Origin of the sequence: Thauera aromatica, assembly GCF_023093595.1 — a bacterium.
Lineage (GTDB): Bacteria > Pseudomonadota > Gammaproteobacteria > Burkholderiales > Rhodocyclaceae > Thauera > Thauera aromatica_A.
Genome location: NZ_JALLIK010000083.1, coordinates 21,853 through 42,130 on the forward strand (window position 1 = coordinate 21,853; position 20,278 = coordinate 42,130).

Here is a 20,278-nt window from a genome sequence, read left to right on the forward strand (position 1 = left end):
CATGATGCGGGCGCTTTGCCTTTGGACCGGCACGCGGCTTGGTGGTCGCGCTCCCCTGGAGTCAAGCATGGGTGCCGCGCTTTACCCGAAACCTGGTCAAAGTTTTCCGTAGGAATTCCAACGGCGTAAAGTGCCAATGCGTCAACGGGATGAGCCGGTTTGCAACCAGCAAAAGCTCATGCGTTCCGCGTCAGTGAAATGACCGCGGCGGCGAGCCCGCAGGCGAGTGCCGGAGTACGGAAGGGCGCAGCAATTGCGTCGAAACTGGAATCAGTACAGCGCATGAGCCATGCCGATCGGGTCAGTCGCAAGACCAAAGATGAATCGCGCAATCCGAGAAAACTAGCCGCGCACCTTCCGATAGATCCGCGTCAGATCGCGCGTGATGTGCTTGCGTCCTGATGACATATACGTTCGGCGCGTTCGATGAACCGCTGCAACGGCTCCGTCATGCCACCCTCGGTTCGTAACAGATAGGTGGTTATCGATGCGCTCTGACCGGCCAACGGGCGGACAACAACATCCGCCGGCTGGCAAGTTGCCAAGTGCGCGGCAGTGGAAAAACCTAGCCCGTACCCTGCGGCCACCAACGTCAGCATCAGCCCGTGAGAAGCGGCATACTCAGCCACAATCGGTTGGACATCGACAGAGCGGAACAGTCGTTCGCTCTGCCGACCGCAACCTTGGCATGCCCGTGGATCACAAAGTACCAGCGGATAGCTCACCACTTCCTGCAACGGCACTTCCTTGAAGGCTACAAGCGGGTGCCGTGCGGGCAGGATCACTACCAAGGGGTCGGCCCACAGCGGCTCAGCAATGATCCCGTCCTCCACTTCATTGACCATTGCAAAGCCGGCGTCGAACAGATCTGCGTTCAGCCCCTGCACGAGTTCGGTCAGCGGTACTTCGGAGAGCCGGATGTTTACCTGCGGCGACTCTTCGCGGCACAGCGCAAGCAGTGCTGATAGCCTCGCCCGTCCTATGTCTCTCGACAGCGCGATTCGCAAAATGCCCTGAGAACCGGAGGCAGCAGCCTTCGCGCTGGCCACTGCCTGCTCAACGCTCAACATGACGCGGCGGGCGTCGTCGAGGAAGACTCGCCCTGCCCAAGTCAGGGTTGCGCCCCGCGGCGTGCGACTGAGCAACGTCACGCCTAGAGTTGTCTCCAACTTGCGGATCGTGCGTGATAGGGGAGATTGTTCTATATGCAGCCGCCTAGCGGCTCGACCGAAGTGCAGTTCCTCGGCTACAGCAATGAAGCAGCGAAGATGACGTAAGTTCATGCGCAGTCCCTCGTGACGTGACCAGTCCTTATGATCGTAGGGAGCCGCATGCGTGCGGAGAAGAGACCGGCATGTCTTGCAGCGGCTGCCGTCGCCGGCTCACAGCACGCGGGCAATGGTGTCCGGAGTTATTGCAACGCTGCTTGAACGCGGGCGGCGATCATGGCGGATGGCTAGCTAGAGCACTCGCGCCAGCGCGCCTCGGCTAGTCTTCTGTGGCCGCAGCGACCCGAGGAAGACAGTCGCGGCGTCTTACGTCACTCCCCGAGGGCGAGCGATTTGGTCTGTCGACACGGGCGGCGGCGCAGCGTCTGAAGTTCGCGCCAGCGGGCATCGCGCCGGATGAACTGTCGATGGGCATGTTCGGCGAATTCGAGATCGCCACCTGTAACCGCGCTGCTGAAGCACTGCGGCCGGAGCAGTCGCAGCAAGCGGCTGACGCGGGCGGACAAGCAATTCCTGCAACATGTGCCGCGCATCTTCACTGCCTTGCAGCAAGCCCGCGACAGCGTGAGGGGAGCGGCCAACGGCTTTCACGGTCAGCAACGCATTACGCTGTCCGATGGCATCACCCCGTCGCGCTTGCCGACCTTGCTGGCGCTATGCTGGCAGGAGGAGCCCGACGTCGAGTTGCGCCTGCTCGAGGTGTCACTGTCGCAGCAAATCAAGGGGCTGCATGGCGATCTGTATGACCTAGGGCCCAGTCTGGTGAAGTGGGTGACGACATCGTGGCCAAGGCGCTTTGGAGCGCCCCCCTCATGGTCGCGGCGCCGGCATGGCATCCGCTGCTCAAGCACAAACGTATCTCACTGGACGAGGTGCTGCGTTATCCGCTGGTGCTGGTGACCCACATGCATACGGGAGTCATGCACGTCAGATCCAACGAGTGCTGCCGCGGGTGAAGCAGGAACCCGTGATCGCTGCACGGGTGGCTTCCTGGGAACCTGAAACGCGTCGAGGTATATTGATTGGACAGAAGCTAGTCTTCCGTCAACAGGTGTAGCCATCCCTTGCTAGCGGCTTCCATAGAACTTTTCCACGAACGGGCGACGGTAACTCTGGTGGCAGGCTAGGCAGCTTTGCTGGGTTTTGGAGAAAGCCGCGATGACTGCTTGGCCGTCATTCCGCTGTGCAGCCTCGCCCATGGCGGTCGCGGCGTCATGCACCTGTCCATCCAGACCCCGAAACTTTCCAGCGTCTGCCCCAAGCCAGGCAAGGATGCGCATCTTTTCCGACATGGGCGGCTCGGCATGCTTGGCGATTCGTGGTGCTAGCTCGGCGACCAGTGGCCAGTCTTCTTTGGAGATCGCGCCCGTGACGGCTTGCATGTCGCGCCCGAGTCTTTCCATTATGGTACGAAGCGCCATTGGCTTTGCCGCCTCTACGGACTGCGCACCGAGTGCCGTGGCGAAGGTTGCCAAGAGCACGGACAGCGAGACGGTGAAGAACGATCTGGGTTTCAAGGGCTGGTTCACGAATTTCTCCATTGATGTTGTGACGAATGCTTTGGGTCTAACGAATGGTTGCAGGTGTCCTCAAAATTCCAGACTCAGCGCGATCGATCCGAATGCATGATGGCCCGCCTGCTGGTCGAACTCGCGGGTTCTCCAAACGCGCATCACGGCAAGCCGCACGCCACGTCCAGCAACGATCCATTGGCTGCTGATGCCGAGAGCTGCTTGCACGACCCAAGGCCGCCGGCTGACATGATGGCTATGCCGGAACATGTTTCCGTCGAGTGAGAAGTCCCAGGCGACGGCTCTACCCTCCAGGTTCAGGAAGACATGTGCCCCAGGTTTGGGCGCCAGGACCGATTGCGGCGTTGTCGTGCGCAGATCGGCAACACCAGAGGGCGGGCGGTTCTCCGCGCCAGGGCGAATCGGATAGCTGCCGAAGTCGTTCGGTATGTTCCAGCCCGCGCGAAACTCCACGCCGGTACTGGCGGCGGTTTCGATGTTTCCGACCCGCAGGGCATAGCTGCCGATCACGTCGCTGCCCCATCCAGGGCGGACCGCACCCTCCGTGTACGGCTTGAACTTGCGCTCCATGGCCATCTGAAACGCCGGCTCGTTGCGCAACTGGTTGTCCCAGCCGCGAAAGCGCTCAATGCCGCGTACCCGGTGCACAAGGTCCTGAGACTGTTCGGCCAGCGACCAGGGGCCGATCACGCCCAGGGTCAACTCACGCACGTCAAGCATTTCGTAACTGGCGGCTTGCGGATGGATGCGGCGATTCCAAGCCAAACCCAGGTAGAGCAAACCAGCGTACGGTCGGTCATCTGGAATCACATCGGTGCGCGTCTTGTTCTCGGGCGTGTACATGGCTTGGCCAAAGCGCACAACGAGGTTTTGCGATGACGAGTGGGCGCCGGCATCGTCCCAGAAGCCGGGATCGGCCCAGCCGATGAAGCGAGCGTACAAACCGATCGGCTGGGGCAGGCACTCCGGACGGAGCCCGCCTTGCAGATCGCGTGAGACTGCTGTTAGCGCGACACCGTTGGTGTAGTTGCGATCGGAGCCGGTGAACAAGTCGTTCTCCAGACGCAGGGTGCCGCCCCGCCAGCGCAGGGATTGCTCTGGCGAGCAGGAGGAAGTATTTGTAGAGAGCGAGACTTCGGAACCGAAAGCGGAAATCGGGCTGAACAATGCACCCGTAATCAACAAGGTGACGCACTGCATCGCCTGCACCTTGGTGTAGCGCAGGCTCCAGCGATACCCGTCGATGCCAATCATGTTGCCCCATCGCCTGCTGCGCTGGTGACGTAAAAGCGTTCGAGGGCACTGACGATTTCCTCTGCTTCGTCTACGCAGGTGAACAAGTCGAGATCGGATGGAGAGACATAGCCTTCGTCGAGCAGAAGGTCGAAATCAACTACGCGACGCCAAAATGCACGGCCGACCAGCACCACCGGAATACGCTGCATCTTTCCGGTCTGGATCAAGGCGAGCACCTCGAACAGCTCATCGAGCGTTCCATAGCCACCGGGGAAGGCCACCAAGCCCTTGGCGTGCAACAAGAAGTGCATCTTGCGCAGCGCAAAACAGTGGCATCGGAACGCCAAATCCGGGCACATGTAGGGGTTGGGTGCCTGTTCGTGGGGCAGCGTGATGTTGAGGCCAATCGAACGTGCGCCAACCTCGAAAGCACCGTGGTTGGCTGCTTGGCTCTTCACGGTTTTCCTACGGGGCCGTCGCCCATCCCGCGCCCTCCGCCCCTGGCCTGTATTGATGCCTGCGCGACCTCCTTGGCCTTTTCCTGCAGATCGTCGCTAGCCTTGGTGTTGAGGAGCCCGGCGCCGGAAAAATCCGGCTTGGGCGGCGATGCAGGCACACTCCGATCTCTAAGACGCTGATACAGCGCCCAGTGAGCCGCACCAGCCGACCCGCATTGCGATTCCGCGTCACTGATCGCCGGAGCCGCGGATACATTTCCATCCTCCTGTGCCTCCCCCGTGACGAAGCTCATGACGACACCGCCGTCATGATCTTGCGCTGGGGAAGGCGGCGCGGCCATGGCGCTGGCGACCAATGCCAAACCGAGCCACAGCACGGTGGCGAGATGCTTCTTCAGGTTCATTTCATATCTCTCGCCGATATGGCGGGTTGCCCGCGCGACAGGCCGTGCCAGGAAATGGCTGCGATCGCCACCCACACCAGCGTTCGGAAGCTCATCGCGATGACCGTGCGCATTTCATAGGCCCCGCCGGCATAGCCGTGCGCGCCGAATGCCGCAAGGGCAAATGCAGTCGCTGCGGCGATGACGACGGCCAGCCACACCGCCCAGCGATGCCGCAGCCACAGTCCAGCGCCAGCGATGACGTAGGCGAAGCCGGCCAGAAAGTTGAACCAGAGCACGAACGGCACGAAGTTCCCGGCAGAGGCTTGCGCCGCTTCTCCACCGAACAGGATCGCGCCGCCTTCCTTGATGGTCAGCAGACCGAACCCGACCGCGATCAGGGACATGGCCCGGATGAGAAATCCGCGCTGCTGCATGGGTCCTCGCATAGTCATTACTCCATGACTCGCTTTTGCCTTCAGCCCCTAAGAGACAGCCAGTCCCGCCCGGTATAGGGCGAAGGCCTCGACGGCCTCCCGCAAGAACCACCCCCTCCACTGCGGCGCGGTAGGGGTCCGGAGCACCAGTTCCTGGATGACACTGACAAGCGAAATTGCCTCAGCACTTGGTTGCACGTCGGCCCTGACCAGGCCCTGCTGTTTGGCGCGGGCGATGATTCGGGCTAGGCGGGTGGCGTAGTTAGCGATGAGCATCCGGATGCGCCGCTGAAGGCTGGGGTCGCCATCCTGTGCCAACCACGACAACAGTCGCCGGGGAACGCCGGGGTGCCTGGCGATGAACGCGATCTGCTGCTGGAATACGCTCTCCAGTTCCCGCAGCGGGTCGTCTTTCCTCTCGCTCTTGACTGAGCGCAAGAGCCGGCCTCTCACTCTGGCAATAAACCTTTTTCGGCCACCGCGGCTGTCCGTCTGCGGAGGCGACCATCGATCCTCGGCCGCGGCGGCGGTTCCAAGCAGACTTTTCATATCCGCGAACAGGTAGTGGCGCGTGGTTTCCCACCACCGCTTGAGATGCTCCTGCTCGAAACGATTCATGCTGTCGTCCGTCATGGTGCCTCCTCCCTTATTTGCAAGGTCATTCAAACCCCCGCCCTTCACCGGCGTCTCCATGGGTCACGCCATCGCGGATGTGGTAGATGCGCTTGAATGTGGGGATGATCTTTTCGTCATGGGTGACGACGATGATGGCGGTCTCGAACTTCCGGGCCATGTCATTGAGGATGCGGATCACAGCCATGGCGCGCTCGCTGTCGAGAGGCGCGGTGCGCTCATCGGCCAGGATCACCGGCGGGCGATTGACCAATCCGCATGCGATGGCGACCCGTTGCTGCTCGCCACCGGAGAGTTGCGAGGGCATGGCGCGAGCCCGGTGTTGCACATCGAGCGCCGTAAGCAGTTCCAGCGCCTTCGCGCGCGACTCCCCATTCGCGACGGATGCCGGATCGAACTCGAATGGCTTGCGGTTACGCGTCGGTGCCTCTCGCCCGCCTTGCACCATGCCGCATTCCACCAGGAGGCGGGCGTTGGCAGCTTCCACCAGAAAACACGAGCCCGTGACTTCGCGTGCCGCACCCAGAAAACTCAGCTTCATGGGATGTTCACTCCGGCTTCTTCTCTTGCATCGGGCAGGTGCTCAGGCCGAACAGGCGGTAGCCTGGGCAGCGGCCAGCCAGCCCTGTGATGAGAGGCATGAATCCAATGAGTCCCAGCCAACGCCAGGATGAGTCCAGCCACAATGGAAGACTGAGGAGAACCAGTCCGATGACGACGCGCACAATGCGGTCGAGCCGTCCAACGTTGATTTGCATGACGGTCTCCTTGTGTTGAGTCAGCGGCTTGAAAACGCGACGGGGGCGGCAGCGCCCCGCAGCGGATGGGTTGCGGTCGATGCCGTCGTGGATACGTCCCAGCCACCGCCAAGGGCCTTGTACAGCGCCACCAATTGCACGGCGGCGTTGGTATGTGCCCGCGCGGCTGCGGTTTCGGCCTCATGCAGGCTGCGCTGGGCAGCCAGCAGTTCGACCAGCGCGATGTCGCCCGCCGCGTAGCGCGTCCTGGTGTGGCCGTAGGTTGTGCGCGCGGCATCCAGTGCCATGCCGCGGCGTTCCAGTGTGTCCAGCCCGCCGTGGTAGTCGCCCAGCGCGCGCTCGGCGTCGCCCAGCGCCGTCAGCACGGCCTGCTCATAGGCCAGCGCGGCCTGCCGCTCGGCCGCCTCGCGTGCCCGAATTTCGGCTCGCACACGGCCACCGTCGAACAGGCGCCAGGAAATCAGCGGCAGGATGGAAAAACGCGAGCTGGATGCATCGAACCAATCGCCCGTACTGAGAGCCTGAAACCCGCCGCCGACACCGATGGAGAGTTTGGGGAACAACTCGGCCGTGGCCACGCCGATGTCGGCGGAACTCGCTGCCAGGCGACGTTCCGCAGCCAGCACGTCCGGGCGCCGGCGCAGCATCTCTGCGCGCTCGCCCACCGGCAGCGCCCGCAGCGTGCTCGGCGTCAAGGGGCCATCCAGTAGTGCCAGCTCCCGCTCCGGCGGCGCGCCCAGCAGCACGCCCAGGCTGAGTATCGCGGCGCGCTGTCGCGCCTGGATATCCGGGATGAGCGCGTTGACTGCTGTCCATTGGGCGTACGCCGCGTCCACGTCGGCGGCCGACGCGTCGCCCAGCGCATGCCGCAGGCGCACCAATTCCAAGGTCTGCTGCAGCGTATCCAGTGTGGCCTGTTGTGCGTGCAACTCGTAGCGGGCGCCGACGGCGGTGAACCAGGTGCGCGCGACCTCGGCCACGACGCGCATGCGTACGCCCTGTGCCTCGGCTTCGGTCGCCTGCAGGCGGGCGCTGGCGCCTTCCAGCGCGCGCCGCTTGGCCCCGAACAAGTCAGCCTCCCAGGCCGCGTCGAAGCCCGCGTCGTAGATGGTCTGCGTGGCGTCAAGGCCGGGGATCGAGCCTACGGGCAGGGGTCCGTTCTCGCTTTGACGGCGCCGGTTGACGCTCGCGCCAGCGGCGGCGGTGGGCAATGCCTCGCCGGCCACACGATCGCGCAGGGCGCGTGCCTCATCGATGCGTGCCGCAGCCTGGCGCAGATCCAGGTTCTGTGCCAGCGCCGTGGCCATCAGGCGATCGAGGATGGGATCGTCCAGTGCAGACCACCATTGGCTCAAGTCTGCGGACTGGGATTCGCTTGCCAACGGCAAGCTCCAGCCGCTGCCGACGTCGACCGGCGGCGGCTCGCGGTAGTCGGGGCCCACGCTTGCGCAGGCAGTCAGCAGCACGCAGGACAGGGCCAGCGCGAGCGGACGCGCGCGCCCAGGGGTCAGGCCGGTGACGGTTGCGCGAAGAAAGGGAGTGCGGGGCTTGGATTTCATTGCAGGCGTCCTCGGACGAATACGGTGGCCATCGTCAGCGTGGCCAGGGCGATGACCGCCAGCGGCCACAGGCTGGCGAGAATGTCACCGGGCGGCATGGCCTTGAGAAAGCTGCCTTCGACGATGATGAGGAAATGGGTCAGTGGAATGGCCTGAGCCAGCCATTGCAGGACGACAGGCATGTTTTCCACAGGCGTCGCAAAGCCGGACATCAGCACCGCCGGCACGCCGACGGCGAACGCCCCCAGGATGGCCTGCTGCTGCGTCATGCTGACCGCGGAAATCATCAGACCGATGCCGACCACCGACAGGATGAACAGCACCAGACTGGCGAGCAGGAGCGCAAACGAGCCCGTAAACGGGATGCCGAACAGGAAGACGCCCGCGCTGATCATGAACAGGCCCAGCGCAGTGCCAATTGCGAGTGCCGGCAGTGATTTGGAAATGATGATCTCTGGCGTCGAGGTGGGCGACACCAGCAACTGGTCGAAGGTTCCGAGTTCACGTTCGCGCGCAATCGACAGCGAGGTGATGAGCAGCGCGCTGAACAGCGCCAGGATGCCCGTCAGGCCGGGCACGATGAACCAGCGGTAGACCAGATTCGGGTTGAACCAGTGGCGCACGACCACGGGCGTTGGTGCCTGGGCGTCGGGCACGACCTCGGCGCCGACATCGGCGGCGATGGTGGACAGATAGGCCACGGTGATCTGCCCGGAGTTGCTGCGCCGGCCATCGACCAGTACCTGCGCGCGGCCACTTTCGCCGGCGGCGATGGAGCGCGAGAAATCCACCGGGATGGCGAGCGCGGCGATCACCTCGCCACGGTCGATCAGCTCGTGGAGCTGCTGTTGGCTGTCGACATGCCGGACGTGGGTGATGAAGCGGGCGCTGTCCAGGCGCTGTACCAACTCGTGCGACCAGCGCCCCGCATCCTGATCGTAGACGGCGATATCGACGTTGCGCACTTCCAGCGTCGCGGCAAAGGCGAACACCAGCAACTGCAGGATCGGCGGCACGAACACCACCATGCGGCTGCGCGGGTCGCGCAGGACGCTGAGCACTTCCTTGATGAACTGGGCGCGCAGGCGGGTGAACGAGAATGCGGAAGTCAACATCGCGTCACTCCAGGTTCTTGCGCGTGGCGCGCTTGGCGATCACGAAGAACAGCCCCCCGATCGCCGCCATGGCCGCCAGGTTGGGCAGGAACACGGCCCAGATGTCGCCGGCCAGGAACACCGTCTTCAGCGAATCGACGAAGTAGCGCGCCGGAACCACCAAGGTGATGGCGCGGATCGGTGCCGGCATGGCGTCGATCTCGTACAGAAAGCCCGACAACATGAAGGCCGGCAGGAAGCCCGTGAACAGCGCAATCTGCGCTGCCAGGAACTGGTTGCGTGCCAAGGAGGAAATCAGCAGACCCTGACCCAGCGCCGGCACCATGAACACCGCCGACAGCAGCAGCAGCGCCGCCAGCGAGCCCCGCATCGGGACCCCGAACACGAACACCGCCAGCGCCGCCGCACCCAGCGTGGACAGCATGCCGAGCACGAAGTACGGCAGCAGCTTGCCGATCAGGATTTCGGCCACCGAGGCCGGCGTGGACAGCACCGCCTCCATGGTGCCGCGCTCCCATTCACGCGCCACCACCAGTGCAGTCAGCATGGTGCCGATGATGGTCATGACGATGGCGATGGCACCGGGAATCAGTGCGCGGCGGCTTTCCAGCTCGGGGTTGAACCAGTAGCGCGGTTCCAGCATGACGGCCTGCGCTGGTGCTCCGACGTCCAGTCCGGCACGCCAGGACTGGACCACGCCGCGGGCGTAGTTCTCGACGTAGTTGGCGGTATTGGGGTAGGAGCCGTCGGTGACGATCTGCACCAGCGGCTCGCTGCCACGCTGGGCCAGCCGCTGCTCGAAATCCTGCGGGATCACCACGTAGCCGCGCAGGTCGCCTGAGACCAGCTGGTCGGCCACTTCGCGCCGGTCATGGGCGAAGTGGGCATCCAGGAACTTTGTGCCGGCAAAGGCCGCCGCAAGCTCCTGCGCTGCAGCGCCGGGCGACTCCAGCACCACGCCGACGCGGACATCCTTCGCATCCAGCGACACCGCATAGGCGAACAGCAGCAGCAACACCACCGGCAGCACGAACGCGATCAGCAGCGTCGAGGGGTCGCGCAGCGCCTGGTAGCTTTCCTTGGTGACCAGGGCGATCAAGCGCCGCAGATCAAAATGGCGCAGGTCGGTCTGCTGTGGTCCATTCCCGTCCTTGTGCTTTGTGGTGCCGTTCATGTGGCGGCCTCCAGCTCGCGGTCCGCCGACTCCACCAGGTGAATGAAGGCGTCCTCCATCGTCGGGTCGGGTCGTTCGGGGCTGACCGCCGAACGTTTGAGCGCGTCGGGCGTATCCAGCGCAATCAGTTGCGCACGCGAGAGCATGGCCACGCGGTCGCAGTATTCGGCCTCGTCCATGAAGTGGGTGGTGACCATGATGGTCACGCCCTTGCGGGCCAGTCCGTTGATGTGGGTCCAGAATTCGCGCCGGGTGATCGGGTCCACGCCCGAAGTGGGTTCATCCAGAAACAGCACGGGCGGCCGGTGCATCAGCGAACAAGCCAATGCCAGGCGCTGCTTGTGGCCCAGCGGCAGGGAATCGGGCGTGGCGGACAGCCAGTCGCCCAGATCGAAGGTTTCGATCATCTCGGCAATGCGCTCGCGCCGGGTGTTGCCTTCCAGTCCGTAGACGCCGGCCGAGAATTCCAGGTTCTGCTGCACCGAGAGCAGGCCGTAGAGCGAAAACTTCTGCGCCATGTAGCCGAGCCGGCTCTTGGCTGCGCCGGTGGCGCGGCGCAGATCATGGCCCACCACATGCGCTTCGCCAGCAGTTGGTTTCAACAGGCCGCACAACATCTTGAAGGTGGTGGACTTGCCGGCGCCGTTAGGGCCGAGCAGGCCGAAGATTTCGCCCTTTTGCACCTCGAAGCTGACGTTGTCGGTGGCGGTGAACTCGCCGAAGCGCTTGGTGAGGTTTCGGCACGACACGACGGCAATGTCGGAACCCAGCTCAACCGGCGGCAGACGCTCGGCCAGCGTCGAAGTGCCGCCGGGGCCGCCACCGAGCAGATCGATGAAGGCGTCTTCGAAGCGCGCGGGCACCTGCGCCAGCTCCACTCGCGCCTGATCGGACAGGGCCTGGAGCTGCTCCGCTTGAGCGCCCTCGCGCAACACCACGCGCACGCCGGCGCCCTGGATCACGCCATCGCTCACGCTGGGCAGGTCGAGTGCCTGGGTCAGGACCGCTCGGCGCTCGGCACCGACGTCTTCCAGACGGAAACTGCGGCCTTCGAGCTGTGCGGTCAGCTCCTGCGGCGGGCCATCGAACAGGAGCTGCCCTTGGTTCAGCAGCAGCACGCTCTCGCAGCGCTCGGCTTCGTCGAGATAGGCGGTGGACCAGACCACGGCCATGCCTTCATCGGTCAGCGCCTGCACCATGCGCCACAAGTCCTGGCGGCTGACCGGGTCGACACCCACGCCCGGCTCGTCCAGCAGCAGCACCTTCGGCCGCGCCATGAGCGCACAGGCAAGGCCCAGCTTCTGCTTCATGCCGCCGGAGAGCTTGCCGGCCAGGCGTTTGGTGAAGGGTCCGAGCCGCGTGAAGTCCAGCAGCTCGGCAAACAGATCGGCGTTGCGGTCCGCATCCATGCCGCGCAACTGCGCATACAGGCGCATGTTCTCCATCACCGACAGGTCTTCGTACAGTCCAAAGCGTTGCGGCATGTAGCCGCTGGCGACGTGAATGGCGTCGTTGTCCTTGACCACGTCATAGCCTGCCAAGGTGACGTGGCCGGCGTTCGGCACCAGGAGGCCGGTCAGAATCCGCATCAGCGTCGTCTTGCCGGCGCCGTCGGGGCCGACCAGACCGGTCAGCCGCCCATAGTGGATGCGCGCGCTCAAGCCCCGCAGCGCCTTTATGTCGCCGAAATGCTTGTCCACGCCCTCGATGACGACGGCAGCGTCTTCGCCCGCACCAGCAGGCACGGCGGCGATGGCACGGCTTGCCTGCATTTCAACGCTCCCCCGCCGGGATACGGGTGCCGGCTTTCGCATCGACCTCGATCGTCACCGGCATGCCCTGGCGCAAGGCACTGTCGCTGTCGGCTTCGTCGATGACGATGCGCAGGCGGTAGACCAGATCCGTGCGCAAATCCGTCGTCTCCACCGTCTTGGGGGTGAACTCGGCGCGCGGCGAGATGAAGCCGATCTGGCCGCGATAGACCTTCTCTGATGAATCGCTTTTGACGCGCACCACAGTACCGGGCGCGATGCGCCCCAAGTCCGACTCGCCCACGTAGGCGCGCACGTAAACCGGCTTGTCCAGGCTCAGGCTGTAGACCGCGCTCTGGCTTGTGACCATGCTGCCGGGCTCCCGCACTCGTGCGATGACGGTGCCGCTACTGGGCGCCATCAACTCGGTGTCCGCCAAGGCTGTCGTGGCTTGCGCTGCGGCAGCCTGTGCGGCCGCAAGGCGAGCTTCTGCCGCGGCGATGTCTTCCTTGCGAAAACCTTCGGATGCTTGCGACAGGGCCGCCTTGGCCGCTTCGACGCCAGCGGCTGCCTGGTCGCGCGCCGTGCGGGCTGCATCGACCGTGCGCTGGCTGCTGGCGCCCGATGCCAGCAGGCCACTCTGGCGCTGGAAATTGCGCTCGGTCTCGGTGGCGAGCGCCTGGGCCTGCCTGAGGGCTTCGCGCGCCTGGGTGATTTCCTGCGGTCGCAGGCCGCGGCGCAGCTTGGCCAGTTCCGCCTGCGCCACCTGCACCTGGGCCTGCGCTGCCGCAAGGGCTTCCCGATAGGGTTGCGCGTCAAGCGCCGCCAGGCGCGCGCCCACGCTGACGGCATCGCCCTCGTCGAAAGCCATTTGCATCACGCGCCCGGGCTGACGGAAGGCCAGTTGCACCTCGCGGATATCGACGTTGCCGTAGAGGCGCAATGCATCTTGTTGTCCATGGTCGCGCGACAGCCAGAACGCCAGTGCGCCGCCAAGAGCGAGCAAGACGACGGCGATCACGACCCAACGGGTTTTTCTGGAGAGGAGGTTTGGAGTTGTCATCGATGGGTTTCCGCTGGATAAAGGTGCTCAGTGCTCGCGTGCAACCGGCGCATTCGCCGCTGACCGGCGCCAGGCTATGGCCGATATGCCAGCCCACACCAACGTGCGCAGCGTCATGGCGACCACCGTGCGCCGCTCCCAGGCGCCACCCAGAGCCACATGCACTCCGAAAGCCAGGAACACGAGTGCGGTCGCCACCGTGATGACAATCGCCAACCACGCGGCCCAGCGCCGGCGCATCCACAAGCCGACGCCGGCGACGATGTAGGCGAACCCGGCCAGAAAATTGAACCAGAGCACGAAAGGCACATAGTGGCCGGCGGCTTGGCGCGCCGCGCCGTCGACAAACAGAACGGCGCCGCCCTCCCGAAGAGTGAGCAGGCCGAAGCCGATCGCGAGCAGGGAGATCAGCCAGTTCCAGAGGCTGCGTCGTGGATGAGTGGTCATCTTCATGGCCTTTAGTTGATTGGGGAAACTCCCAGGCCTTCGCCGTCGTCGCGGCGTGCGTGTGCGTTCCGCCGGGCGGTCGGGCTGAGTGTTGAATGACGCGGATTCGCGCTGGAGACGCAACGCGATCGCATGACCGTGGTGTGCCTCTCGGCCGACCGGGCAACTGCGTGGCGGCAAGATGGAAGGGGTTTCATCGGGTGTGCGTGATGCCACGGAGATAGATGGCAAACACGGCTGGCGCATCACGACGGATGCGACTGACCTTGCCGGCCAACAGCGACTGCATGACCAGTCCCTGGATCGTGCCGATGAACAACACGGCGGCGGCATCTACGTCCAGATCCGCATCCAGGTCGCCCTGCGCCTTGCCTGCTTCCATCAGGCGGCGCAGGCGCTGCTCGTATTGACGGAGCAAGGTCTGCACCATCCGCTTGGCGAGCGTCTCGCCAGAGCGCTGCAGTTCTCCGAAAAGCATGCGCGGCACGCCGGGATGCTTTGCCACGAAGTCGATGTGCGTCATGAACATGGCTTCGAGCGCCGCGGCAGGCGACGCGGCGCCTTCGGCCGCCTTGTCCACGCGCACCAGCAGACGCTCACCGACCCAGGTCATCGTTGCCTCCAGGATCGCGTCCTTGGTTGGGAAGTGGCGAAACAGCGCGCCCTGCGTCAAACCCATTCGATCAGCGATGGCCGTGGTCGTGATCTCGGCCGGGTTTTGCTCCGCGGCCAAGTCCACCACCGCTTGCACTGTGGCAGCACGCCGCTCTTCAGCGGACAGATGTTGAGGACGTTCGCTCACCGATCAGACTCCTTAAAGTAAGTGACTTATTACTATCCTAACATGCAAAACATCCGCGTCGCAAGGTCGGGAATACGGTTCACTGCACGGGAAAGGATGGTTCCCGCCCCATCCATGGGTCGTGGCCAAGTGAGCTGACGAGACCCAGGAAGCGAACCCACTTCTCGTGCGGATCATGAGTAATCGGTCGGCAGGTCGGCCACCCCAGTGAGAACAAAAGAAGCGATTTCGTTCGAGCGAAGGCGGAAATTCCCCCAGGCGTTCTGCAAGGCTTTGCATCTTTTCCCGTAGGCATTATGATAGTAATAAGTTACTTACAACATGGGAGGATCAAAGATGGACACCCTTGCCATACCTGACAAGCCCGCGCCGGCACCGTCCGAAGTCGTCTGTCGCCCCGATGTCCTGGATACGCTTGCGAACGCGTGCCGGGCACGCGGCACTGGCGGGTTGTCACCGGCGGCGGGTTTGCTGGCTTGGTACGACTGGGCGCTGCACCTGAGCCTTTCACCGGGCAAGCAGCGCAGCCTGATCGAAAAGGGATTGCACAAGCAGCGACGCTTGGCGCGTTACGTCGCGCACGCTGCAAGTGCCCACGGCTGCCCCACGTGCATCGAGCCATTGGAGCAGGATCGGCGCTTCGAGGCGCCGGCCTGGCAGCAATGGCCGTTCAACGTGATCCACCAGGGCTTTTTGCTGCAGCAGCAGTGGTGGCACAACGCCACCACCGGCGTGCGCGGCGTGTCGCGCCATCACGAGAACATGGTCACTTTCGCCGGGCGGCAGTGGCTGGACATGTGGTCGCCATCGAATTTCATCTGGACCAACCCGGAAGTGTTGGAAGCCATCAGAACCAGCGGCGGCGCCAACCTGTGGCGCGGCGCGATGAACTTCCTCGACGATGCACAGCGTCTTGCGCTTGACGATGAACCGGCCGGGGTCGAAGGCTTCAAAGTCGGCCAGGACGTGGCGGTCACGCCAGGAAAGGTGGTGTTTCGCAACCACCTGATCGAGCTGATCCAGTACACACCCACGACCCCCGATGTGTATGCCGAGCCGGTGCTGATCGTGCCCTCCTGGATCATGAAGTACTACATCCTCGACCTGTCACCGCACAACTCGATGGTGAAGTACCTGGTCGACCAGGGGCATACGGTGTTCATCCTTTCATGGAAGAACCCGACCGCGGCCGATCGCGACCTCGGCCTGGAGGATTACCGGTGGCTGGGGGTCATGGATGCACTGGACGCGGTCACGGCCATCGTGCCCGAGCGCAAGGTGCAGGCGGTTGGCTATTGCCTGGGCGGCACCTTGCTGACGATCGCCGCAGCCGCGATGGCGCGCGATGGCGACGAACGGCTGCACAGTTTGACGCTGCTGGCGTCGGAGACCGACTTCCGCGAGTCGGGCGAAATTGCACTTTTCATCGACGACAGTCAACTCGCCTGGCTGGAAGCCGGGATGTGGGACAAGGGCTATCTCGACGGCAAGCAGATGGCCGCCTCTTTCCAGATGCTCAACTCGCGCGACCTGATCTGGTCGCGCCGCGTGCGCGAGTACCTGCTGGGCGAACGGCAGGAGTTCAATGACCTGATGGCCTGGAATGCCGACGTGACACGCATGCCGTATCGCATGCACAGCGAGTACCTGCGGCGTTTGTATCTGAACAACGATCTGGCCGAGGGACGCTACCAGGTCGGCGGACGGCCGGTGGCGATCGCCGACATCGAAGTGCCGATGCTCATCGTCGGCACGGTGCGCGACCACGTCGCCCCCTGGCCATCCGTGTACAAGATGCATCTGCTCAGTGATGCGGAGCTGACCTTCGTACTGACCAGCGGCGGGCACAACGCCGGCGTGGTCAGCGAGCCGGGGCACCCCCGGCGCAGCTACCAGATTGCGACCCGCAGCGTCGGCGCTCGCTACGTCGATCCGCAAACGTGGCGTACCGAAACCCCTCTGAATGAGGGCTCCTGGTGGCCAGCCTGGCAGCAGTGGCTGGCACGACATTCGACCGAGCGGGTATCGCCGCCCGCCATGGGCGGCACGCAGGTCCCGCTTGGTGATGCACCGGGAACCTATGTGGCAATGCGCTGATACGACGCGCCGAAGCCGAGACAAGACAAGACTATTTCAACAGGGACATCGCTAGGGATGGCCTACACCCGCCCCGAAGGGGGCCCACCATGACCGAAGGGCACTGCAATGAGCAACGAACTGCCAATCCATCTCTACAAAGCCAATGCCGAGCTGCAACTGCAGATCACGCGCTTGCTGCAGGAGAGCAGCCATCACTGGCTCGAAGTCATGCAACAGCTCAGCGCTGGCGGCGTGCTGGAGACCACCTCGCGCATCCAGGGCCTCCAACAGGCGGCCGACTGGCAAGCGCTCGCGACCTTGCCGTCCGAGGTGTTCTGGCGTCTGTGCCAAGGCCGCATGGGCGATGCCCAAGCGGTCGGGCAAGTAGCAGCCAAGAGCCAGACGGCCTTTGCCAATGGACTGCGCCAGGCGCTCACGACTTGGCAGGAGTCTGTCTCCGAGGCATTCGGCGCGAGTGGCGACGCAGCCTCTTTCACGCAGCTTTGCCAGCGCTGGACGCAGCCCTGGACCGCCCCAAGCGCCGTACCCCAGGGCAAGACCAAGAAATGAGGGGACGGCAATGAATACGACGCAACGGACGGCGCTGGTGACGGGAGGCAACCGGGGGTTGGGCGCTGCGATCGCCCGTGCCCTGCACGATGCCGGCCACCGCGTGATCGTCACGCATACCCCCGGCAACACCACGATTGGCCAGTGGCAGCAAGCGCAAGCGACACAGGGCTACACATTTGCTGCCTACTGGGTGGATGTATCCGACTACGAATCAACGCAGGAACTGGCGCGGCGCATCCACGCCGACGGTCATCGGATCGACATCCTGGTGAACAACGCCGGCATCACCCGCGATGCAACGCTGCGCAAGCTCGACAAGGCCGGTTGGGATGCCGTACTGCACACCAACCTGGACTCCATGTTCAACGTCACCAAGCCGTTCATTGATCCGATGGTCGAGCGCGGCTGGGGTCGCATCGTCAACATCTCGTCGATCAACGGCAGCAAGGGCCAGTTCGGGCAGACCAATTATTCGGCGGCCAAAGCCGGCGTGCACGGGTTCACGAAGGCGCTGGCGCAGGAGGTCGCGCGCAAGGGTGTGACGGTCAACACCGTGTCGCCGGGTTATCTGGCCACCGAGATGGTGATGGCGGTGCGGGAGGACATGCGCCAGAAGATCATCGATGCGATTCCGGTTGGCCGTCTGGGCCAGCCGGACGAGATTGCGGCACTTGTCGCCTTCATCGCCAGCGAAGCCGCCGCCTTTATGACCGGCAGCAACGTGGCGATGAACGGCGGCCAGCATATGTATTGAGTAGTCGAGGGGCCTGCGGCATGAAAGTCTGGACCATTCGCTTGGGTAGTTCACCGAAGAGCATCCTTTACACACTCGGGTGCTCGGACACGAAGCATGCGCATTGACACGAGGGTGTTTGCGTGCTGACGGATAGTGATCTGCAAGCCCTCCGGTTGACCGCACGTTTAGCAGGCGTCGTCACCCTGATCCTGATTGACATCCCCATCGCTTGGTGGCTGGCTCGTACCAAGACCTGGTGGAAAGGGCCGATGGGAGGCTGCCTTGGAGCCTAGATTGCTACGCTATTTCGTTGCAGTCGCGGAAGAGCTGCATCTCGCCCGCGCGGCCGAGCGTCTCGGGATCGAGCAATCTCCCGTATCGCGAGCAATGCGCGACCTGGAAAGCCAGCTTGGCGTGCAGTTGTTCGACCGCAGCACCCGCCTGACGCGGCTGACCTGGGCCGGCCAGGTGTTCCTAGGCGAATGCCGACGCGTGATGGCCACCGTGGAGCAGGCAGTCAAGAGTGCCAAGGCGGCGGCACAGGGCTACCAGGGCCATCTGCGCATCGCGATCTGCGACGGCCTGGCGCAGCCCCGCATCGCCACCTTGCTGGCACGCAGCCGCGAGGAGGAGCCCGAGATGGAGATTCGCGTCTTCGAGCTGCCGTTCGCGCAGCAGCTCAAGACGCTGCACGACGATCTGCTGGACATCGGCTTTGCGTTGTCAAACGCGGTACATGATGGCCTCGTCGCCGAGCCGGTGTGGACCGATCCGCTGTCGGTGATCGTGCCCGCACGCCACCCCTTGCTGGCACACGTGCAGGTGCCGCTGGCCGAAGCCCTGAAGTTCCCGCTGGTTCTGTGCCATCCCGAATCGGGATCGGGCTGCCGCCATCAGATTCAAGCGCTGCTGCAGGACGCAGGCACGCCGCTCAAGCTGGTCGATGAAGTGACCAGCCTGGGCGTGATGCTGACCCTGGTCGGTGCCGGCTACGGCATCGGCTTCGCCATCGCCTCGCAGGTGCAGACGCTACAGCGCCCGGACATCTCCATTCGTCCCTTGGCCGGCAGCCCACCGGTGCTCTCTACCTACCTGCTGCGCCGCCGGGGCGAACCCTCGGAGCCCATGAAGCGGTTCATCGAGCGGGCGAAAGGCGGGCGGGACCGCGCCTGTCGATGATGAGTCAATCCTTTGAGGACGCAGCTCACCTGTCCGTAGCGGCCTGTGGCGTGATGTGCCAGTGGACAGATAGACTTCGGTATGAAATCCGATGCTCTGGCTGTTGATGGATGTGCTTGGCTCGCTTTGGATCACCCGCAACGGCCTGCGTTGACCAGGCCGAAGACTTGAGTCCACAATCGAGTCCATTCCGTGACGCTTGGATCGGAAAAAACGTTCGTAATAAACGAGTTAGCGACCGGGTGCTGTTCCCTTCACCCGCTCCACCGCATCATTCTGCGGATCTCCGAAGAAGTCCAAGAGAGTCTGCAAGTCGTTGCCACACAAGGACTTTTCCTCTCTTTGACGTTCTGCCGCGGTCCACTGCGATCCGCCTACAGCCAGGACTTTTAAGTCCACAAACAAGTCCATTTTTGCGGGCGCGGCTGATTCCGGATTGTTGATGGAGAGGCGAGGTCGACGTGACTTCGGCCGCATCAACCCTTTCGGAGTTTCGATGGCGGAAGTGGGCGGTGTGCCGGCGATGGGTAGTGCTCGTTTGCGCTGGAACAGCGAGAGCATGGCGAACCATCGGATGATGGGCTGCTCAGGGGTACCTTGGCCTTTTCAGGATAGGACCTTTCCCCTTGGCGCCCTTTCTTTGCCCCTTCCCAGCCCTTTGGCCTTTGTCTGAAGCCTTTGGGTATAGGGCCGGTGCTGTGCGGGTGCCACAGTGAATGCGGCATGGGGCAATCCCGGCAAGTGGGGCGCTGCAGGACGTTCGTCAGCTCTGGCCCAAGCCGGTGTCGAGGGCGGCAGCTTGCGCTGCGAAGTCGTCGGGGCGGCGCTTGCGGAAGGTTTCGAGATTGGCGAGCTTCCAGCGCAGCGCCGGCAGTTGCGCGGCGTGCTGGCATTGCATCAGCGACCAGTCCGGCTCTGCGCGCACCAGCCCGCTCAGAAACTGCTTGTGCGCGGTGCTCAGTCGCTGTGGCAGCTCGCGCCGCAGCCTGGCGCGAGCGTCGAGCAGTGTCTCCAGGGAGCAGCCCACTTCGGTCATGCCGACAAAGGCCCGCTCGTACTCGCCGGCGATGTCCTTGTCGTTGCCGAACAGCACTTCGTGGGGCGGCCGGTTGTGGCCCGCCAGATAGATCACGA

At 63.8% G+C, this 20,278-nt stretch carries 23 protein-coding genes and 1 pseudogene; 5 read left to right on the plus strand and 19 right to left on the minus strand.

All coding sequences use genetic code 11. The features are described from left to right. Positions 1 to 371 precede the first annotated feature (371 nt). Both MXC99_RS03780 and MXC99_RS03785 read right to left on the minus strand, forming a co-directional pair. Positions 372 to 1,283 carry a LysR family transcriptional regulator gene (locus MXC99_RS03780; protein WP_145842003.1) on the minus strand — a complete coding sequence of 304 codons (912 nt, stop codon included), beginning with the start codon at positions 1,281 to 1,283 and terminating at the stop codon, positions 372 to 374. Positions 1,284 to 1,540: 257 nt separating this feature from the next. Beyond that, positions 1,541 to 1,735, minus strand: a complete 195-nt coding sequence (locus tag MXC99_RS03785) for a hypothetical protein (protein ID WP_023443927.1) — start codon at positions 1,733 to 1,735, stop codon at positions 1,541 to 1,543. 261 nt (positions 1,736 to 1,996) lie between these two features. Here MXC99_RS03785 and MXC99_RS17045 point away from each other — a divergent pair, with 261 nt between their 5' ends. Further along, complete coding sequence (locus tag MXC99_RS17045) at positions 1,997 to 2,185, plus strand: LysR substrate-binding domain-containing protein (RefSeq protein WP_432654225.1); 189 nt, start codon at positions 1,997 to 1,999, stop codon at positions 2,183 to 2,185. A 111-nt stretch (positions 2,186 to 2,296) separates the two neighbouring features. On the opposite strand, the gene MXC99_RS03795 is transcribed toward MXC99_RS17045, so the two are convergent. The 15 genes from MXC99_RS03795 to MXC99_RS03865 all read right to left on the minus strand — a co-directional run bounded on the left by MXC99_RS03795 (position 2,297) and on the right by MXC99_RS03865 (position 14,577). Next, on the minus strand, positions 2,297 to 2,758 hold the full coding sequence (locus tag MXC99_RS03795; protein WP_231570661.1) for a cytochrome c: 462 nt from the start codon (positions 2,756 to 2,758) through the stop codon (positions 2,297 to 2,299). A gap of 60 nt (positions 2,759 to 2,818) precedes the next feature. Then, entirely contained in the window at positions 2,819 to 4,015 is a 1,197-nt protein-coding gene (locus tag MXC99_RS03800) for a lipid A deacylase LpxR family protein (RefSeq protein ID WP_043743378.1), read from the minus strand. Further along, on the minus strand, positions 4,012 to 4,455 hold the full coding sequence (locus MXC99_RS03805) for an LOG family protein (RefSeq protein ID WP_082047717.1): 444 nt from the start codon (positions 4,453 to 4,455) through the stop codon (positions 4,012 to 4,014). Before MXC99_RS03805 ends, MXC99_RS03800 begins: the two co-directional genes overlap by 4 nt. After that, positions 4,452 to 4,859, minus strand: coding sequence for a hypothetical protein (locus tag MXC99_RS03810; RefSeq protein WP_043743379.1), 408 nt, complete (start codon positions 4,857 to 4,859; stop codon positions 4,452 to 4,454). The genes MXC99_RS03805 and MXC99_RS03810 overlap by 4 nt, the downstream gene beginning before the upstream one ends. Then, a complete protein-coding gene (locus MXC99_RS03815; RefSeq protein ID WP_231570663.1) occupies positions 4,856 to 5,245 on the minus strand; it encodes a hypothetical protein in 390 nt (129 codons plus the stop codon). Before MXC99_RS03815 ends, MXC99_RS03810 begins: the two co-directional genes overlap by 4 nt. A gap of 78 nt (positions 5,246 to 5,323) precedes the next feature. Next, entirely contained in the window at positions 5,324 to 5,908 is a 585-nt protein-coding gene (locus tag MXC99_RS03820) for a hypothetical protein (protein WP_004255136.1), read from the minus strand. A 25-nt stretch (positions 5,909 to 5,933) separates the two neighbouring features. Continuing rightward, positions 5,934 to 6,449, minus strand: a complete 516-nt coding sequence (locus tag MXC99_RS03825) for an ATP-binding cassette domain-containing protein (protein WP_004255139.1) — start codon at positions 6,447 to 6,449, stop codon at positions 5,934 to 5,936. 7 nt (positions 6,450 to 6,456) lie between these two features. Further along, entirely contained in the window at positions 6,457 to 6,666 is a 210-nt protein-coding gene (locus MXC99_RS03830; RefSeq protein WP_004255140.1) for a YgaP family membrane protein, read from the minus strand. Between the two features lie 20 nt (positions 6,667 to 6,686). Next, on the minus strand, positions 6,687 to 8,225 hold the full coding sequence (locus MXC99_RS03835) for an efflux transporter outer membrane subunit (RefSeq protein WP_247724249.1): 1,539 nt from the start codon (positions 8,223 to 8,225) through the stop codon (positions 6,687 to 6,689). Further along, positions 8,222 to 9,340 (minus strand): ABC transporter permease, encoded by a 1,119-nt coding sequence (locus tag MXC99_RS03840; RefSeq protein WP_247724250.1) that lies wholly within the window; start codon positions 9,338 to 9,340, stop codon positions 8,222 to 8,224. Before MXC99_RS03840 ends, MXC99_RS03835 begins: the two co-directional genes overlap by 4 nt. A gap of 4 nt (positions 9,341 to 9,344) precedes the next feature. Further along, positions 9,345 to 10,514, minus strand: a complete 1,170-nt coding sequence (locus tag MXC99_RS03845; protein ID WP_010792191.1) for an ABC transporter permease — start codon at positions 10,512 to 10,514, stop codon at positions 9,345 to 9,347. Further along, positions 10,511 to 12,286 (minus strand): ATP-binding cassette domain-containing protein, encoded by a 1,776-nt coding sequence (locus MXC99_RS03850; RefSeq protein WP_247724251.1) that lies wholly within the window; start codon positions 12,284 to 12,286, stop codon positions 10,511 to 10,513. The genes MXC99_RS03845 and MXC99_RS03850 overlap by 4 nt, the downstream gene beginning before the upstream one ends. A 1-nt stretch (position 12,287) precedes the next feature. Next, entirely contained in the window at positions 12,288 to 13,328 is a 1,041-nt protein-coding gene (hlyD, locus tag MXC99_RS03855) for a secretion protein HlyD (RefSeq protein ID WP_247724252.1), read from the minus strand. A 27-nt stretch (positions 13,329 to 13,355) separates the two neighbouring features. Further along, a complete protein-coding gene (locus MXC99_RS03860; RefSeq protein ID WP_004255152.1) occupies positions 13,356 to 13,781 on the minus strand; it encodes a hypothetical protein in 426 nt (141 codons plus the stop codon). Between the two features lie 187 nt (positions 13,782 to 13,968). Beyond that, on the minus strand, positions 13,969 to 14,577 hold the full coding sequence (locus MXC99_RS03865; RefSeq protein WP_004255154.1) for a TetR/AcrR family transcriptional regulator: 609 nt from the start codon (positions 14,575 to 14,577) through the stop codon (positions 13,969 to 13,971). Positions 14,578 to 14,913: 336 nt separating this feature from the next. Here MXC99_RS03865 and MXC99_RS03870 point away from each other — a divergent pair, with 336 nt between their 5' ends. The 4 genes from MXC99_RS03870 to MXC99_RS03885 all read left to right on the plus strand — a co-directional run bounded on the left by MXC99_RS03870 (position 14,914) and on the right by MXC99_RS03885 (position 19,144). Then, positions 14,914 to 16,674, plus strand: a complete 1,761-nt coding sequence (locus MXC99_RS03870; protein ID WP_247724253.1) for a PHA/PHB synthase family protein — start codon at positions 14,914 to 14,916, stop codon at positions 16,672 to 16,674. A gap of 108 nt (positions 16,675 to 16,782) precedes the next feature. Continuing rightward, positions 16,783 to 17,226, plus strand: coding sequence for a phasin family protein (locus MXC99_RS03875; RefSeq protein WP_066921861.1), 444 nt, complete (start codon positions 16,783 to 16,785; stop codon positions 17,224 to 17,226). Positions 17,227 to 17,236: 10 nt separating this feature from the next. Continuing rightward, on the plus strand, positions 17,237 to 17,983 hold the full coding sequence (gene phbB / locus MXC99_RS03880) for an acetoacetyl-CoA reductase (RefSeq protein WP_059401259.1): 747 nt from the start codon (positions 17,237 to 17,239) through the stop codon (positions 17,981 to 17,983). Positions 17,984 to 18,259: 276 nt separating this feature from the next. Then, a complete protein-coding gene (locus MXC99_RS03885) occupies positions 18,260 to 19,144 on the plus strand; it encodes a LysR family transcriptional regulator (protein ID WP_226038649.1) in 885 nt (294 codons plus the stop codon). 231 nt (positions 19,145 to 19,375) lie between these two features. On the opposite strand, the gene MXC99_RS03890 is transcribed toward MXC99_RS03885, so the two are convergent. Together MXC99_RS03890 and MXC99_RS03895 are read right to left on the minus strand one after the other, a co-directional pair. Further along, complete coding sequence (locus MXC99_RS03890; RefSeq protein ID WP_247724254.1) at positions 19,376 to 19,705, minus strand: hypothetical protein; 330 nt, start codon at positions 19,703 to 19,705, stop codon at positions 19,376 to 19,378. A gap of 202 nt (positions 19,706 to 19,907) precedes the next feature. Next, positions 19,908 to 20,278: pseudogene (locus MXC99_RS03895) on the minus strand (nucleotidyl transferase AbiEii/AbiGii toxin family protein); the annotation flags it as partial.

What these genes read in the sequence shown, in the direction of transcription:
- MXC99_RS03830 (WP_004255140.1), bottom strand. Translation starts at nt 6,666, where the DNA reads ATGCAAATCAACGTTGGACGGCTCGACCGCATTGTGCGCGTCGTCATC.
- MXC99_RS03845 (WP_010792191.1), bottom strand. Translation starts at nt 10,514, where the DNA reads ATGAACGGCACCACAAAGCACAAGGACGGGAATGGACCACAGCAGACC.
- MXC99_RS03840 (WP_247724250.1), bottom strand. Translation starts at nt 9,340, where the DNA reads ATGTTGACTTCCGCATTCTCGTTCACCCGCCTGCGCGCCCAGTTCATC.
- MXC99_RS03780 (WP_145842003.1), bottom strand. Translation starts at nt 1,283, where the DNA reads ATGAACTTACGTCATCTTCGCTGCTTCATTGCTGTAGCCGAGGAACTG.
- MXC99_RS03810 (WP_043743379.1), bottom strand. Translation starts at nt 4,859, where the DNA reads ATGAACCTGAAGAAGCATCTCGCCACCGTGCTGTGGCTCGGTTTGGCA.
- hlyD (WP_247724252.1), bottom strand. Translation starts at nt 13,328, where the DNA reads ATGACAACTCCAAACCTCCTCTCCAGAAAAACCCGTTGGGTCGTGATC.
- MXC99_RS03860 (WP_004255152.1), bottom strand. Translation starts at nt 13,781, where the DNA reads ATGAAGATGACCACTCATCCACGACGCAGCCTCTGGAACTGGCTGATC.
- MXC99_RS03800 (WP_043743378.1), bottom strand. Translation starts at nt 4,015, where the DNA reads ATGATTGGCATCGACGGGTATCGCTGGAGCCTGCGCTACACCAAGGTG.
- MXC99_RS03835 (WP_247724249.1), bottom strand. Translation starts at nt 8,225, where the DNA reads ATGAAATCCAAGCCCCGCACTCCCTTTCTTCGCGCAACCGTCACCGGC.
- MXC99_RS03890 (WP_247724254.1), bottom strand. Translation starts at nt 19,705, where the DNA reads ATGCTCTCGCTGTTCCAGCGCAAACGAGCACTACCCATCGCCGGCACA.
- phbB (WP_059401259.1), top strand. Translation starts at nt 17,237, where the DNA reads ATGAATACGACGCAACGGACGGCGCTGGTGACGGGAGGCAACCGGGGG.
- MXC99_RS03870 (WP_247724253.1), top strand. Translation starts at nt 14,914, where the DNA reads ATGGACACCCTTGCCATACCTGACAAGCCCGCGCCGGCACCGTCCGAA.
- MXC99_RS03850 (WP_247724251.1), bottom strand. Translation starts at nt 12,286, where the DNA reads ATGCAGGCAAGCCGTGCCATCGCCGCCGTGCCTGCTGGTGCGGGCGAA.
- MXC99_RS03825 (WP_004255139.1), bottom strand. Translation starts at nt 6,449, where the DNA reads ATGAAGCTGAGTTTTCTGGGTGCGGCACGCGAAGTCACGGGCTCGTGT.
- MXC99_RS03875 (WP_066921861.1), top strand. Translation starts at nt 16,783, where the DNA reads ATGAGCAACGAACTGCCAATCCATCTCTACAAAGCCAATGCCGAGCTG.
- MXC99_RS03820 (WP_004255136.1), bottom strand. Translation starts at nt 5,908, where the DNA reads ATGACGGACGACAGCATGAATCGTTTCGAGCAGGAGCATCTCAAGCGG.
- MXC99_RS03815 (WP_231570663.1), bottom strand. Translation starts at nt 5,245, where the DNA reads ATGTCCCTGATCGCGGTCGGGTTCGGTCTGCTGACCATCAAGGAAGGC.